Raw genomic sequence first — 14,654 nt, forward strand, 5'->3', positions numbered from 1 at the left:
CGGCCGGGGTCAGGCCCCGACCACCGGGGCCTGCAGTTCGGCCACCCACTCGTCCGGATCCTCCGAGTAGTTCAGCGTGATCTCCCGGGCGTGCTGGCGGAACCGGTAGCCGTGCGCCTCGGCCCAGCGGGCCAGCAGTTGGCTGGTGGCCAGCACCCGGTCCATCGAGCCGCGGTGCACGATGGTCGCGGCCTGCTCCACGGCGGGCAGGGTGACCACCTGGAAGCCGGGGCCGCCGGGGCCGCCGGTGACCCCGGCGGCGACCGGGAGGCCGGCGTGCACGACGACCTCCGCGCCGAGGGCCTCGGAGGTCTCGTAGTACACGGTGCTCGGGCCGACCGGGGTGACCCCGGCCGCCTCGGTCTGTGCGCACAGCTCGTCGAACAGCCGGTTGACCACCGGGCCGATGTCGGTCGGGTCGAAGCTCGCGGCCGTTCCGCTCAGCTCCGCCAGCCGCAGTGCGGGCAGGCGCTTGATGACGACGTCTTCCTCGGGCATGGCACCCTCATTCTCGATCGACCGGAGCCTCGCCTCGACCTGGACCAGGTTCGACGCCGCCTCGGCGACGGCCGCCTCCAGCTCGGCCCGCCGCAACCGCAGCATCCCGCGCAGCTCCTGGGCGCTGACGTCCTCGTCGAGGATGGTCTGCACCTGCTGCAGCGTGAAGCCGAGGTCCTTCAGCGCGACGATCCGGTTGAGCCGGGACAGCTGCGCCGTCTCGTAGAAGCGGTAGCCGCTGGACCGGTCCACCCGGGCCGGCCGCAGCAGGCCGATGGCGTCGTAGTGCCTGAGCATGCGGATCGACACCCGTCCGTGCCCGGCGAAGTCTCCGATGGTGAACATGATGCTCTCGAGGTTCGGCCCTCACACGGTGTGAGGGTCAAGGGCGGACCGCCTCCAGTGTCCCCCAGTCGCAACGGGACTGCCGGTCCGCGGTCACATAGCCGTGGGCTGCGGCGATGCTGCGGTCGTAGCAGCCGCCGGTGTCGGTGCTGCCCAGGTAGTGCTCGGAGTCGGTGCCGTCGGCGGCGGTGGTGACGCCGGCGGTGCGGGCCAGGGTGCCGGTGGCGTCGACCCGGTCGTCGGTGACGGCGGTGGGCCGCCAGCCGGCGCCGGTGCGGACGCTGTCGACCAGGATCCGGCCCTGGGAGACGGTGGCGGAGAGCGAGTAGTTGTCGCCGTCGGTGTAGAGCGGGACGTCGGAGTCCACCGTGACCGGGTACGACCAGGCGTGCCGGACGGAGCTGTCCTGTCGGCCCGGGCCGGCGGTGGTGGTCGTGGTGGTGCCGTACTCCTGCTGGGTCATCAGCTGCCGCTGCCCGGCCGAGGAGACCGCGTCGCTGTTGCTGTAGACGGCGTGCTGGGAGACGGTGGTGACGATCCGTCCGTGCGAGGTCTGCAGCCAGCCGCTGGTCCGCCAGTCGCGCTGGGCGGTGGTGCGGACCTCGGTGGTGTCGCCGCTGCCGGCGGTCTCGGTGGTGGCGACGGCGGGGGAGAGCCCCAGGGTGTCGCTGCTGAGCCCGCCGTGGGTGCTCGCCGCGCCGTGGTCGGTGTCCAGGAACAGGGTGCCGTCCACGGTCCAGGTGTCGGCGGCGCCGTAGGGGGTGATGGTGAAGGTGTGCGGCCTGCCGTCGACCAGGGTGCCGGCGAAGGGGGTCAGGTCGATGTCGTAGGCCTGGGTGACGAACTGGTCCACCGCCGGGATCGGCCGCCACAGCGTGGGCACGATGCCGCCCGAGTAGACCACCGGGTAGGGCTGGGCGATCCCGGCGGGCCTGCCGTCCACCGAGACCTGCACCTCGCGGTAGGAGCCGCCGCCGCACAGGTAGTCCGGGTACTTCGCGGCGAGGTCCGACGGGACCGAGTCGAACCACTGCTCGTCGCAGCCGCCGCCCCGGGCGTAGACCTCCAGCTGCACGCCGGTGAGGTTGCGGGGCAGGGTGACGGTCCTGGTCGCGGACTGCCCCGGGCCGAGGGAGTACCAGCTCGCGGCGGAGCCGGTCCCGGCCGGGGTGGAGTCGGACAGCGGCAGTACCTGGTCGGCGGTGCGCGCGGCCGGGTGGCTGCGGTCGGCCTGGTAGTAGGTCAGGGTCAGCTTCATGTGGTAGACGCCGGTGTAGGTGGCGTTGACCACGTTGCCCAGCGAGACGGCCAGCGGCTGGGCGGTGCGCAGCAGCGGGATGAAGCTGCTGACGTCCTTCTCCAGGTGCCAGCTGATCCCGGCGGCGGTGGGCTCCGGCGTGCTGGTGCGCAGCACCTCGGCGCCGCCGATCCAGACCCCGGCCAGCCGGTCGTACTGGCGTCCCTGCACGCTGCCGGACCAGTCCAGCACGACCTTGTTCCACGGCCCGGGGCAGTCGGCGGGCGGGGTGACGGTGCCGGTGTAGGGCGGCGAGCTGATGGTGTTGCCGAAGTCGTTCTGCATCACCGTCACCGTGCAGTGCGGTGTCGGCGGACGGCTCACCGGGGGCAGGGCGGTGACCGGGTTCTGGTACCCGGTCTCGATCGGCGCGTCGGCGGCGACCGCCGTTCCGGTCCCCGCCCCCAGCGCGGTCGTCACCAGCAGGACGGCGGCGCCGCCCAGCACTCCGAGTCCGTGCAGCAGGCCCCTTGCTCGCATCCGACTGCCCTCCGCCGATCATGACCAGGTCCTCGGAGGACCATGCACCCGATGACGGTGCATGCACAAGAGGGCAATCGGGCGGTCGGGCGGCCGGGCGGCCGCTGCGAGCGGGGCCTGCGCGGACGGAGCCTATGCCGACGTGTGCTGTGCCGACGGGGTCAGCACGAGGACCGGGATCACCCGGTCGGTCTTCTTCTGGTAGTCGGCGTAGTCCGGGTAGGCCTCGACGGCGCGCGCCCACCACTCGTCGCGCTCCGCGCCGGTGACCTCACGGGCCGTCATGTCCTGGCGCACCGGGCCGTCCTGGAGCTCGACCAGGGGGTTGGCGGTGATGTTGTAGTACCAGACCGGGTGGGTCGGGGCGCCGCCCTGGGAGGCGACCACGGCGTAGCTGCCGTCGTGCTCCACCCGCATCAGCCCGCTCTTGCGGATCTTCCCGCTCTTCGCCCCCTTGGAGGTCAGGATGACCACCGGCATGCCGCGCAGGGTGGTCCCCTCGGTGCCGCCGGAGCTCTCGTAGAGCTCCACCTGGTCGCGTACCCACTTCGACGGGCTGGGTTCGTACTCACCCTCAAGAGGCATGTCAGTCCACTCCGTTGTCGATACTGTGCTGCTGCCATCATGGTCCGTCCGCCGACGAACCGCGGCAACCGACCCGCCAGCGCGGCGTCAGGCCTGCCCCAGCAGGGCCTCCAGCCTCGCGGTCTCCGCCGCGGTCCAGCCGGGCGGCTGGGCGACGGCGGCCCAGCCGGCGACGGGCAGGGTGCCGAAGCGGTGGCCGTGGCCGACCGGGACGCTGTCGGCGCCGAGCAGGTCGCAGGTGACCTGCCAGAAGGTGACGAAGGGGTACCACTGCATACCGCCGGTCACGTCGGGTGCGCGCGGACCCACCAGCCAGCCGGGGCGGTGCACGATCAGGTGCGGGGTCCACCAGGTGATCGGGTCCCCGCCGTTCTGCAGGTAGAGCACCCTGGGGCCGGGCCACGGGCTCGCGGGCCTGCCGAAGTCCGCGGCGACCTGGCCCCAGCGCACCTTCTGCCCCTGCTGGTAGATCGGCAGCCACATCGGGCTGCCGCTGTCACGGCCGTCGGTGACGGTCTGCCAGAGCGGGTTGTCGGCGGTCGGGCCCAGCAGCAGGGCGCCGCCGGCCCGGGCGGTCAGCTCGTCGAGGCTGCCGTCGAAGGCCCGTTCGGTGGCGTAGGAGCCCAGGCTCTCGCCGGCCAGCAGCAGCTTCGGGCGGGTGGCGGCGGGCAGCGAGGACCACTCGGCGTAGACGGCGTCGAACAGGGCCCGGCCGGCGTGCGCCGCCTCGTCCTCGGTCAGCACCGACACGAAGCTGGGCAGGTAGGAGTACTGGATGGCGACCAGCGCGCTGTCGCCGTCGTACATGTACTCCAGCGGGTTGGCGAGGTTCTGGTTCACCCAGCCGCTGCCGGTGGTGCTGATCACCGCCAGCACCTTGCGCTTGAAGGCGCCGGTCCGCTGCAGTTCGGCGACCGCGAGCCGGGCCCGCTCGGCCAGCGTCGGCGCGGCCCGCAGCCCGACGTAGACCCGGACCGGGTCCATGGCGGGCCTGCCGCTGAAGGCGGTCAGCTGGGCCCGGGTGCGGGCCTGGCCGACGAAGTCGCGGCCCTTGGCCCCCAGGCTGCCCCAGGACTCCAGCGAGGACGGACTGCCGGAGAGGGTGGGCAGGGTGGGCTGGACGATGCCGGGTGACGTGGAGTCATTGGCCAGCCTGGCGCTGCTCTCCAGGACGCTGAGCACCCCGCGCTGCAGGAAGCCCTGGCCCAGGCCGATCACCAGCACGGTCACCACCACCACCGCGCAGGCGGCCGCCAGTCTCGGTGGGAGGATCCGGCCGAGGCCGCGCGCCGCGGCGTGGGTGGCCAGCCGCAGCGAGCGGCCGATCACCACCAGCAGCGCGCACAGCAGCACCGCGATCGGGGGCACCAGGGCCCACAGCCACCAGGTGACCCGGGGGTCCATGCCGACCGCGCGGCGCGAGTCGCCCTGCCAGGTCACGCTCCACGCGGTGGTGACCACCACGGCGACCGGGGCCGCCACGCCCAGCGCCCACCAGGCGGCGTGCCGCAGCCGCTCGGAGGGCTTGAACCAGATCCGGACCACCCGGGCGATCAGCGCGCCCAGCGCGTAGCCGATGGTGGCGGTGACCGCCGCCGCCAGCACCTGCAGCCACCAGGGCCGGGGCAGCAGCGAAGGGGTGAAGGAGAGCCAGTAGAAGACGGTCGCGGCCAGCAGCCCGCCCCAGTCCGGTCCCTGACGCACGATCGGGCGACGGCGCTGCGCGGCCCGGTGCGCCCCGGGCGGCGGCTCGGCGGGGGGTTCGGAAGAGGACGGGGCGGGGGGTTCGGCAGGGGGCTGCTCTTCGGGCACCTGCTGCGACATGTGTCGACTGTAGGTGGTTTCATCCATATTTGACCGATCTGCTCCGCGTGTTGCACCCCCGGGTCCCTTCGTTCGGGGCAGCATCGGACTCCTCCGACCTGCCAGGGGGCATCCGTGCGCGACATCGCCGCGCTCAGCGCCGCAGTGGTGCTGCTGGTGCTGACCAATCTGGTCAACAACCGCTGGCTGCCGGCCTGGGGCCTGCTCACCGCGGTGGTCGTGGTCGCCCTGCTGCTGGGCATCGCCCACTGGGCCGGCGACGCCCTCGAACTGGTCGGGCTGACCCGGGCCGGCCTGCCGCGCGGCGCCCGCTGGGCGCTGGTGATCATCGGGATCGTCGCCGCCGTCTACCTGGTCGGCGCGCTGTTCCCGCCGACCCGGGGGCTCTTCGCCGACCAGCGCACCGACTCGCTGAGCGGCGGTCAGGTCGCGCTGCGGGTGCTGGTCAAGGTGCCGCTGGGCACGGTGCTGCTGGAGGAGGTGGCCTTCCGCGGGGTGCTCTACGGGCTGCTGCTGCGGATCCGCGGGGTCTACTGGGCGACCGGGGTGTCCTCGCTGCTCTTCGGGCTGTGGCACATCCTGCCCTCGCTCCACCTGGCCAGCGACAAGCCGGCCCTCGGCTCGCTCTTCGGACACTCGGTGTTCGGCGCGGTGCTGGCGGACGCCGGCGCGGTGCTGTTCACGGCGGCGTCCGGGGTGGTCTTCTGCGAGCTGCGCCGGCGCAGCACCAGCCTGCTGGCCCCGATGGGGCTGCACTGGGCCACCAACGCCCTCGGCTACGTCTCCGCCTACCTGCTCGGCGGCCTGGTCTAGCCGCCGGGGCCGGTCCAGGGGCCGGGCCCGGTCTCCAGGGGCGGAGGGGCAGGTCAGAACCTCCAGACCAGCGGGACGAGGCCGATGGTGACGGCCAGGTACCAGAGCAGGATCGGCGCGCCGAACTTCCAGTAGTCGCCGAAGCGGTAGCCGCCCGGACCCAGCACCATCAGGTTGGCGGCGGTGGCCACCGGGGTCAGCAGCGCGGCCGCGGCGGCGGTCGCCACGCACATCAGCAGCGGCAGCGGTGAGACCGCCGCGTCGTGGGCCGCCGAGACGGCGATCGGGGTGACGATCAGTGCGGTCGCCATGTTGCTGATGAACTGGCCCAGTACCGAGGTGAGCACGAAGACGCCGAGCAGCAGCAGATAGGGGCTGCCGCTGGCCGCGTCGACCACCACCCGGGCGATCTCGTCGCCGGCCCCGGACTGCTGCAGCGCGACCGAGAGCGGGAACATCCCGCCGACGATCACCACCGTGGTCCAGGAGACGCCCTGGTAGGCGTCGTCCACCCGGACCACCCGGCAGACCACGATGGCCAGCGCGGCCAGCAGCCCCGCCACCGGCGCCGGCACCGCGCCGGTGGCCAGCAGCACCACCATCGCGCCCAGCACGGCCAGCGCACGCCAGGCGTCCGGGCCGAGCCCGGTGCCCTGGCGGCGCAGCTCCGCGGGCTGGTCCACCACCAGCAGGTCCCCGCGCCGGCTGGTGCGGTCCACGGCCTGCCAGGAGCCCTGCAGCAGCAGGCTGTCGCCGGCCTGGACGGTGCACGGGGCCGGGCCCGTGTCCCGGCCCCTGCGTCGGGCGGTGATGATCACCAGCTCGCCGTCGGCGCTGTTCATGCCGGGGAACAGGGTGCTGCCGATCAGCGGCGACCTGGGGCTCACCACCACCTCGACCAGACCGGTGTCCCGGTTGAGCAGCACATCGGCGAGATGGTCCCGCAGCGGTGGCGGCAGCGGCTGCAGCCCGGTCCCGGCGGCGAAGGCGTCGACCAGTTCCGGGGCGCCGCGCAGGATCAGCACGTCGCCGGACTCCAGCGGTGCGTCGCCCCGGGAGTCGTGGCCGTCGGCGGTCAGCGCGCCGACGACGACCACACCGTCCGGGGCCCGGGTGTTGAGGTCGGCCGGCAGGGTGCCGACCAGTTCGCTGCCGGCCGGCAGTTGCAGGCTGGCCGCGTCCTCTGCCAGACCGTAGTGGGACACCAGGGTGTGGGCGTGCCGGCTGAGGTCGGCGGGCATCGCGGCGGGCTGCCGAAGCGGCAGCAGCCGCGGCCCCAGCAGCACCGCGATCGCCACGGTGCCTGCCAGCACCGGCACACCGACCAGGGCGAACTGGACGAAGCCGAAGGACCCGGCCCCGGCCTCGTCGGCCGCCTCGGAGACGATCAGGTTGATCGGCGAGCCGATGAGCAGCAGCAGCGATCCGGCGTGCGCGGCGAAGGCCAGCGGCATCACCAGCCGCGAGGGGGCCTGGCCCTGTTGCACCCCCAGCAGCACCACCAGGGGCAGCAGTGCGGCCACCGAGCCGTTGACCGTGATCAGCGCGGCCAGGCCGGCCGCCAGCACCATGGTCGCCACCAGCAGCCGGCGCCGGCCGGAGCCGACCACGTCGGCCAGCCGGCGTCCGGCCCAGGCGGTCAGTCCGGTGCTCTCCAGGGCGGTGCTGACCACGAACAGCGCGGCGACGAACAGCACCACCGGGTCGCCGAACCCGGCGAAGACCTGACCGGACGTCAGCAGTCCGGTGGCGTAGCACACGAGCGCGGAGCCCAGGGCCACGACCTCCACCGGGAGGCGGTTCCACACGAACAGTCCCACCACCACGACCAGGATCACCAGGCACAGCGTCGCGTCGCTCACGGCGGCCGGCTCCGGCTAGGGCTTGCTGAAGTCGAGCGCCAGCTCGGTGAGCAGCCGGGCCCCGAAGCCGGTGCAGCCGCGCGGGCGCCAGGACTTGGGGCTGTCGTTCTGCGCCGGTCCGGCGATGTCGATGTGCGCCCAGGGGCGTCCGGCGACGAACTCCTCCAGGAACAGCGCCGCGTGGATCGCGCCGCCGTTGGGTCCGCCCATGTTCTTGATGTCGGCGACGTCGGAGTCCAGTTCGGCGCGGTAGCGGCGGGCCAGCGGCAGCTGCCAGCAGGGCTCGTCGGTGCGCCGCGCCGCCGCCAGCACCTGGTCGATCAGCGGCTGGTCGTTGCCGAACAGCCCGGCGATCTCCGCGCCCAGGGCGCGCATGCTGGCGCCGGTGAGGGTGGCGATGTCGACGATGGCGTCGCAGGGCTCCTCGGTGGCCAGCACCAGGGCGTCCGCCATCACCAGCCGCCCCTCGGCGTCGGTGTTCAGCACCTCGACGGTGGCGCCGCCGCGGATGGTCAGCACGTCGCCGAGCTTGGTGGCGCTGCCGGAGGGCATGTTGTCGGTGCACATCAGCCAGCTGGTCACGGCGGTGCGGCAGTCCAGCGCCGCCAGCGCGGTCATGGCCGCCAGGATGGAGCCCGCACCCGTCATGTCGTTCTTCATGGTGGCGTGCACCGCGTCGCTGGGCTTGAGGCTGATGCCGCCGGAGTCGTACATGATGCCCTTGCCCACCAGCGCCAGCGTGCCGGCCTCCGGGCCGGAGCCGCCGGCCGGGGAGTAGCGGACCTTGACCATCCTGGGTTCGTCGGTGCTGCCGGCGTTCACACCCAGCAGTCCGCCGCAGCCCAGCCGCCGCAGCGCCGCGCGGTCGAAGACCTCGACGGCGAGGCCGCAGTCGGCGGCCAGCCGCTGGGCGATGTCGGCGAAGGCCTCGGCGGTCATGATGCTGGGCGGGCAGGTGGCCAGGTCCCGGGCCAGGGACTGGGTCCGGGCCAGCACCCGGCCGCGCTCGGCGCCGCTGGCCACCTGCTCCAGCCGGTCCTCGGTGGTCAGCAGCACCAGTGACTCCAGGGCTGGCTCCGGCTCGGGCCGCTTGAGCACCGGATAGCGGTAGCGGGCCAGCAGCACGCCCTCCACCAGCGCCTGCGCGGCCGACTCCGCGGAGAGGGAGGAGCCGTCCGGGCCCGGGGCCGGGTCCGGGACGATCAGGGCCAGCCGGCCGTAGCCCGACGCGGCGGCGGCGAGGGCCGCGCCGGCGTCGCGCAGCGTCCGAGCGTCAGCGGCGCTCGCGGCGCCGGTGCCGTAGAGCAGCGCCACGCCACCGCCGGAGACCGGGCAGGCCAGGGTGGAGCCGATGGCGCCGTCCATCCCCGCGGCCCGGAGCCCGGCACCGCCCAGGCCCAGCCAGGTCTGGTCGCCCACCGGCGTCGCGACCGGGACCCCCAGCACCTCGTCCACCGCCACGGCGTCCACCAGGTCCCCGGGCAGCACCGCCGCCGACACCCCGACCTGCCGCTTCCAGGACGGGACGAGGTTCATCACGTCGCCATCCGTTACGTCGCTGTCCACCGTGTCGCCGACCTTCGCCATGTACGCGCTCCTCGCGGTCCGGGCGGGGGCCACGACACCCCGCAGCTTCACCCCTTTTATCCCATATGCCCGTTCGGCTGCGGCCAGGGCGCGCCGGTGGCCGGGCCTTCGCGGCGGGGCCCGGGCGGCCGAATCGAGTACCCCGCTACGCGTGCCGTCCGCGCCGGGCCGCTGCATGCTCGATGGACCGGGCGGCCGACCAGGGAACCGCCGTCGGGGATTCCGTCCTGCGCGGGGAGGACTGAGTGCGCACGCCCGTCAGTGACCCGTTGACGCTGGGGTCCTACCGTGTCGTCGGCCGCCTCGCCTCCGGTGGGATGGGCTGGGTCTACCTGGGCCGCTCGCGCAGCGGACGGGCGCTGGCCATCAAGGTGGTGCGGCCCGAGCTGGCCTCCGACCCGGAGTTCCGCAGCCGCTTCGCCCGCGAGGTGGAGGCCGCCCGCGCGGTCAGCGGCGCGTTCACCGCGGCCGTCGTGGACGCCGACATCGAGGGCGACCCGCCCTGGCTGGCGACCGTGTACGTGCCGGGTCCCTCGCTGGCCGAGGCGGTCAGGGCGGACGGGCCGCTGACCGCGTCGGCGGTGCGGACGCTGGGGGTGGGCCTGGTCGAGGCGCTGCAGGCGATCCACGCCGTCGGCGTCGTGCACCGCGACCTCAAGCCGGCCAATGTGCTGCTCGCCGAGGACGGCCCCCGGGTGATCGACTTCGGCATCTCCATGCTGGGCGGGGCCAATCCGATCACCAGGGTCGGTGAGGTGATGGGCACGCCCTCGTTCATGTCCCCCGAGCAGCTCAGGGGCGAACCGGCCGGACCGGCCAGCGATGTCTTCGCGCTGGGCGCGGTGCTGGTCTTCGCGGCGGCGGGACGGCCGCCGTTCGGCTCCGGGGCCGGGGTGATGTACCGGATCACCGAGCAGCCGCCGGACCTGGACGGCGTGCCGGCCGGGCTGCGCGGGCTGGTCGGGGCCTGCCTGGCCAAGGCGCCGGGGCGGCGCCCGGACCTGGACGTGCTGCTGGACGGGCTGATCGGGGTCAGGAACAGCGCCCAGGTCTGGCCGCCGCCCCGGGTCGCCGAGTCCATCAGGGTGCGCACCGACGACCTGGAGGCCCGCAACCACAGCCGGGGGCCGGTGCTGCCGGTCTCCTCCTACCTGCTGCTGCACGCCCAGGCGCTGCTGGACGCCGGGCTGACCGACGCCCTGGTGGCCGAGGCGGCCGGCCGTGGCTGACGGCACCGGAGCGGCCACCGGCGAGCTGGAACTCGGACTGCACTGGCGGAAGCTGGTGGTCGGCTGGGCCGAGAACGGGCACTACGCCTGGGCCGAGGACGGCGCGTCGATCTCGCTGGACTTCGACCTGGAGGGCACCGACCGCCGGCTGACGCTGCGTCTCATGGCGACCAAGGAGCTGCTGGTGGCCTTTATGACGGACGGTCATGTACTGAAACCGGGTCAGATCGCGCTGGCCGCAGCGGCATCCAACGCCTGGAACACCGAGCAGCTGATCCCGGTGCTCTCGGTCTGGGACGTCCGCGGTCCGGGACCGTGCCTGGCCGGGGTCTGCGTGCTGCCGCTGGTCTGCCGGATGACCCCGGCGGAGTTCGGCGCGCTGGCGAGCAGATGGGCCGAGCTGGCACGGCAGATGTTCGTCCGGTGCCACCGGGTGTTCCAGCTCTAGCGGCAGGTCGGACGGGGACGGGGGGCCTCTGGTGTCAGTCGAACCGGCGCGGCGGGGTGGTGCGGCCCGGTCCGCCCGCGGGCGAGCGGTGGTCGTCCTGCTGGTGGCGGCGGCCCTGGCGATGCTGCTCGGCGCCCTGCCGGGCGGCGGGGCGCAGGTCCGCTACGTGGCCAGGCCGCAGTGCACGGGCCTGCCGCCGTGCGTGCTGTCGCAGGCCGCGTCCGGGTCCGGGTCGGCCTCCGCGTCCGCCTCGGCCTCCCGGTCGGCCTCGGCCGCTCCGTCCGCTGCCGTGGTCCCGCCGCCGGCCCCGAAGGGAGGTCACCACCCCTGGTACGACAGCGGCGGCGTCCAGGCGCTGGGCGGCGGCGCCCTGGCCGTGCTGGTGGGGATCGCCCTGCTGGTGCTGCTGCGCCCGCACCCCGAGCGGGCCGGACCGGTGGCCCGCCATGCCTTCCCAACCCATGCCCTCCCGACCCGTGCCTTCCCGGCCCGCGGCGGACCGCCCACGGTGGTCGACCCGCCGGTGTCGGACCGGTCGGGGCGCGATCCCGCCGGGCCCGATCCGGTCGCCGCGGCGCCCCCCGTCCCGCGGCCGGCCGAGCTGCACCGGGCCACGGTGGCCACCGACCTGCATCCGCAGGGCTACGTCGAGATCGACGACTGCCTCTACCGGGCGGTCTGGTCCGAGCCCGGCGAGCCCGCGCCCGATCCGGGGCAGCCGGTCGAGGTGGGCTTCCCCGACGTCCGCGGCGCGGACCGGGACGCCGACGTCCTGCTCGCCTTCCCGCAGCCGCAGCACCCCCACAGGAGACACGATGCGCGATAGCACCCATCCGATGACCGTCCGCAACGACCCGCGCACGGCCACCCTGCCCCAGCAGTACGCCGACCTGGAGATCGAGAACAACGCCCAACGGCTGCCGCTGGTGCTGTGCCTGGACACCTCCCACTCGATGCTGGGCGGCCCGATCGCCTCGCTCAACGAGGCCTTGAGCGAGTGGACCAGGGAGCTGCACGACGACGTGAGCCTCAGCTACAGCGTCGAGGTCGCGGTGCTCACCTTCGGCGACGCCGGGGTCAGCGCCTGGCAGGGTCCCAATCTGCTGTCGCCGGACACCAGGGTGAGCCCCTTCGTCCCCGCGCACCGGTTCGAGCCGCCGCTGCTGCGGGCGGCCGGGGTGACCCTGATGGCCGAGGCGCTGGAGCTGGCGATGCAGATCGTCGCGGCGCGCAAGACCGAGCTGCGACAGCTGGGGCTGCAGTACTACCGGCCGCAGATCTGCCTGGTGACGGACGGTCTGCCGACCGACCGGACCGGGCATCCCACCGAGGCCTGGCGGCGGGTGGTCCCGGTGATCACCGCGGAGCAGCGGGACAAGCGGTTCCGGCTCTACGCCATCGGCGTCGGCGGCATCACCGACCGCGGCGAGGAGGTGCTGCGGGCGTTCGCCCCGGCGTTCAACGCCAGGCTGCAGGGGTTCCCGTTCCGCGAGCTGCTGCAGATGATGTCGGCCAGTGCCAACGCCGAGCAGAAGGGCGCCGGGGACGAGGTCTTCGAGAAGATCTTCAGTCAGTTCAAGACCCAGCGGCCGGCCTGGGAGTCCTGAATGGATCCGGCGGTGGAATGGCGGGTGCACGGGGTCAGCGTCGAGGGCTACCGCCACCGGAGGTCCGGAACGCCCTGTCAGGACGCCTGGCTGTCACGGGAGTTCGGGCCGCCGGAGGCCCCGGTGACGGTGCTCGCGGTCGCCGACGGGGCCGGCAGCCGGTCCCGCTCCGACGAGGGGTCCGCCCTCGCGGTGCGGCTGGCCGCGGCCGGCTTCGCCCGCCGCGCCGCCGAGCGGCCGCGGACCGCGGCCGGGGTCCGCAGCGCGCTGCGCGAGGCGTTCCTCGACGTCCGGGACGAGTTCCTGCGGCGTACCGGTCCCGACGCCAAGGAGTTCGCGACCACGCTCACCGTGGTGGTGCTGGCCCCCGACTGGATCGGACACCTCAGCGTCGGCGACGGATTCGTGGTGCTGCGCGCGGGCACGGTGGACGGCGTGCCGCAGTTCCACCTGCTGCCGCAGCCCGACGCCGCCAGCGAGTACAGCAACGAGACGGTCTTCCTCACCTCCGCCGAGGCCGAGCGCTCGGTGCGCACCGCCTGCGTCCGCGACCCCGGGGTGGACGGGGTGCTGCTGTCCACGGACGGGCTGGCGCAGTTGGCGCTCAGCTGGGCCGACGGCCGGCCGCAGCAGCCCAAGCCGTCGTTCGTCGCGGCCATGCTGCGCAGTCTGGACAGCCCGGGTGAGGACCCCGAGGAGGACGAGCGGGCGCTGGCGGTGCTGCTCCGCTCGGACCAGCTGACCGCGGTGAACGCCGACGACAAGACGCTGCTGAGGGCGGTGCGCCGATGACCGGGACGACCGGGTCGACCGGAACGGCGGGGACGGCCGGGCACCGGATCCTGCTGGACGGCCGTTCGGTGCTGCTGTCCGACCGGCCGCTGAAGAGCGGCGGCGAGGCCGCGGTGTACACGGTGGTCGGTGACGACGGGGTGGTGGTGAAGGTCTACCGGGACACCCCCGGGCCGCAGCAGGAGCGCAGGCTGGAACGGATGCTGACGATGACTCCGCTGGGCGGCCGCCCCACCGACCGGGCCCAGCCCTCCGAACTGGCCTGGCCCACCGCCCAGGCCCGCGGCGCCGACGGCGGCTTCCTCGGCTACGCCATGCAGCGGTTCGGCGAACCCGACCACGTGCGGCTGGTCGGACTGTTCACCAGGGCGCAGCGGATGCGGCTCTTCCCGGGCCGGGTGGACTGGCGCTTCCTGCTCGGCGTCGGCTGGAACCTGGCCTTCATGACCGCCCGGATGCACCACGAGGGCCTGGTCGTCGGCGACTTCTCCAGCAACAACGTGGTGGTGGACGCCAACGGCTTCGTCACCTTCCTGGACTGCGACTCCATCGCCTTCACCGACCCCGCCACCGGCGAGTACTTCCCCTGTCTGATGCAGACCGCCGACTACTGCGCCCCGGAGCGGCAGAAGGGCGGCCCGGCCACCGAGGCCGGTGACGACTTCGCCCTCGCGGTGCTGGTCTACCAGCTGCTCTCGGTGGGCAACCATCCCTTCGGCGGCGTCCCGCACGACAGCGACTCGCAGTCCACGGTGAAGGACAACATCGCCGCCAGCTGCTCCTACGTGGTCCAGCCGGAGCGGGTGGTGGTGCCGCGCGGGGTGCTGGACCCGGGGGTGCTGCCGCCGGAACTGCTGCTGCTGGCCCGCGCGGCCTTCGGCCCGGGGGTGGCCGATCCGGCGGCCAGGCCCAGTGCCGAGGCCTGGCTGCGGGCGCTGGACCTGGAGCGGTCCCGGGTGCGGGTCTGCGCGGCCAGACCGCACCACACCTACGGCTCGCACCTGCAGGCCTGCCCCTGGTGCGGGCGGCTGGAGCGTACCGGCCAGGACGACTTCAACGCCGCCCCGGCCGCGGCACCGGTCGCCGCGGCGACCCCGGCCCGCGCCGCGGTCCCGGTTCCGGCCGCCGCGGCGGCGAGGCCGCACCGGCTGCGCACCGCGGTGCTCACCCTGGTGGGGCTGGTCGTGCTGCTGGTGCTGCTGGGTCAACTGCTGTCGCACGGCTAGTCGATGGGGATGAATCGGGTAGGAATCTCCTTACCGCCCGGCGGGTCGCTCGCTACTGTTC

The 14,654-nt window shown here is 73.8% G+C and carries 13 protein-coding genes; 7 read left to right on the forward strand and 6 right to left on the reverse strand.

The window, feature by feature from the left end; genetic code table 11:
• Positions 1-9: 9 nt before the first annotated feature.
• The 4 genes from ABUW04_RS18375 to ABUW04_RS18390 all read right to left on the reverse strand — a co-directional run bounded on the left by ABUW04_RS18375 (position 10) and on the right by ABUW04_RS18390 (position 5,029).
• Positions 10-843 carry a MerR family transcriptional regulator gene (locus ABUW04_RS18375; protein ID WP_380565771.1) on the reverse strand — a complete coding sequence of 278 codons (834 nt, stop codon included), beginning with the start codon at positions 841-843 and terminating at the stop codon, positions 10-12.
• A 37-nt stretch (positions 844-880) separates the two neighbouring features.
• Positions 881-2,620, reverse strand: a complete 1,740-nt coding sequence (locus tag ABUW04_RS18380; RefSeq protein WP_380565772.1) for a peptide-N4-asparagine amidase — start codon at positions 2,618-2,620, stop codon at positions 881-883.
• Between the two features lie 132 nt (positions 2,621-2,752).
• Positions 2,753-3,205, reverse strand: a complete 453-nt coding sequence (locus ABUW04_RS18385; RefSeq protein ID WP_380565773.1) for a nitroreductase family deazaflavin-dependent oxidoreductase — start codon at positions 3,203-3,205, stop codon at positions 2,753-2,755.
• A gap of 87 nt (positions 3,206-3,292) precedes the next feature.
• Positions 3,293-5,029 carry an alpha/beta hydrolase gene (locus ABUW04_RS18390; protein ID WP_380565774.1) on the reverse strand — a complete coding sequence of 579 codons (1,737 nt, stop codon included), beginning with the start codon at positions 5,027-5,029 and terminating at the stop codon, positions 3,293-3,295.
• A 114-nt stretch (positions 5,030-5,143) separates the two neighbouring features.
• Between ABUW04_RS18390 and ABUW04_RS18395 the strand changes: the two genes are divergently transcribed.
• Positions 5,144-5,842 carry a CPBP family intramembrane glutamic endopeptidase gene (locus tag ABUW04_RS18395; RefSeq protein ID WP_380565775.1) on the forward strand — a complete coding sequence of 233 codons (699 nt, stop codon included), beginning with the start codon at positions 5,144-5,146 and terminating at the stop codon, positions 5,840-5,842.
• A 53-nt stretch (positions 5,843-5,895) separates the two neighbouring features.
• On the opposite strand, the gene ABUW04_RS18400 is transcribed toward ABUW04_RS18395, so the two are convergent.
• Positions 5,896-7,704, reverse strand: a complete 1,809-nt coding sequence (locus ABUW04_RS18400) for an SLC13 family permease (RefSeq protein ID WP_380565776.1) — start codon at positions 7,702-7,704, stop codon at positions 5,896-5,898.
• A 15-nt stretch (positions 7,705-7,719) separates the two neighbouring features.
• Positions 7,720-9,291 (reverse strand): leucyl aminopeptidase family protein, encoded by a 1,572-nt coding sequence (locus ABUW04_RS18405; RefSeq protein WP_380565777.1) that lies wholly within the window; start codon positions 9,289-9,291, stop codon positions 7,720-7,722.
• A gap of 245 nt (positions 9,292-9,536) precedes the next feature.
• On the opposite strand from ABUW04_RS18405, the gene ABUW04_RS18410 reads away from it, so the two are divergent.
• From ABUW04_RS18410 to ABUW04_RS18435, 6 genes are read left to right on the forward strand one after another with little or no spacing between them, the layout of a single operon-like run.
• Entirely contained in the window at positions 9,537-10,520 is a 984-nt protein-coding gene (locus ABUW04_RS18410; RefSeq protein WP_030251932.1) for a serine/threonine-protein kinase, read from the forward strand.
• A complete protein-coding gene (locus ABUW04_RS18415) occupies positions 10,513-10,968 on the forward strand; it encodes a hypothetical protein (RefSeq protein WP_232242070.1) in 456 nt (151 codons plus the stop codon). Before ABUW04_RS18410 ends, ABUW04_RS18415 begins: the two co-directional genes overlap by 8 nt.
• Before the next feature lie 31 nt (positions 10,969-10,999).
• A complete protein-coding gene (locus tag ABUW04_RS18420; RefSeq protein WP_380565778.1) occupies positions 11,000-11,794 on the forward strand; it encodes a hypothetical protein in 795 nt (264 codons plus the stop codon).
• A complete protein-coding gene (locus ABUW04_RS18425) occupies positions 11,784-12,575 on the forward strand; it encodes a vWA domain-containing protein (protein WP_232242071.1) in 792 nt (263 codons plus the stop codon). The genes ABUW04_RS18420 and ABUW04_RS18425 overlap by 11 nt, the downstream gene beginning before the upstream one ends.
• A complete protein-coding gene (locus ABUW04_RS18430; RefSeq protein ID WP_030251941.1) occupies positions 12,576-13,367 on the forward strand; it encodes a PP2C family serine/threonine-protein phosphatase in 792 nt (263 codons plus the stop codon).
• Positions 13,364-14,593 carry a hypothetical protein gene (locus ABUW04_RS18435; RefSeq protein ID WP_380565779.1) on the forward strand — a complete coding sequence of 410 codons (1,230 nt, stop codon included), beginning with the start codon at positions 13,364-13,366 and terminating at the stop codon, positions 14,591-14,593. The genes ABUW04_RS18430 and ABUW04_RS18435 overlap by 4 nt, the downstream gene beginning before the upstream one ends.
• Positions 14,594-14,654: the final 61 nt, after the last annotated feature.

It is taken from the genome of Streptacidiphilus jeojiensis, from assembly GCF_042510965.1.
Classification (GTDB): domain Bacteria; phylum Actinomycetota; class Actinomycetes; order Streptomycetales; family Streptomycetaceae; genus Streptacidiphilus; species Streptacidiphilus jeojiensis.

Coding starts and splice junctions, on each gene's coding strand:
- ABUW04_RS18375 (WP_380565771.1), bottom strand. CDS start 843: ATGTTCACCATCGGAGACTTCGCCGGGCACGGACGGGTGTCGATCCGC.
- ABUW04_RS18380 (WP_380565772.1), bottom strand. CDS start 2,620: ATGCGAGCAAGGGGCCTGCTGCACGGACTCGGAGTGCTGGGCGGCGCC.
- ABUW04_RS18385 (WP_380565773.1), bottom strand. CDS start 3,205: ATGCCTCTTGAGGGTGAGTACGAACCCAGCCCGTCGAAGTGGGTACGC.
- ABUW04_RS18390 (WP_380565774.1), bottom strand. CDS start 5,029: ATGTCGCAGCAGGTGCCCGAAGAGCAGCCCCCTGCCGAACCCCCCGCC.
- ABUW04_RS18405 (WP_380565777.1), bottom strand. CDS start 9,291: ATGGCGAAGGTCGGCGACACGGTGGACAGCGACGTAACGGATGGCGAC.
- ABUW04_RS18425 (WP_232242071.1), top strand. CDS start 11,784: ATGCGCGATAGCACCCATCCGATGACCGTCCGCAACGACCCGCGCACG.
- ABUW04_RS18430 (WP_030251941.1), top strand. CDS start 12,576: ATGGATCCGGCGGTGGAATGGCGGGTGCACGGGGTCAGCGTCGAGGGC.
- ABUW04_RS18435 (WP_380565779.1), top strand. CDS start 13,364: ATGACCGGGACGACCGGGTCGACCGGAACGGCGGGGACGGCCGGGCAC.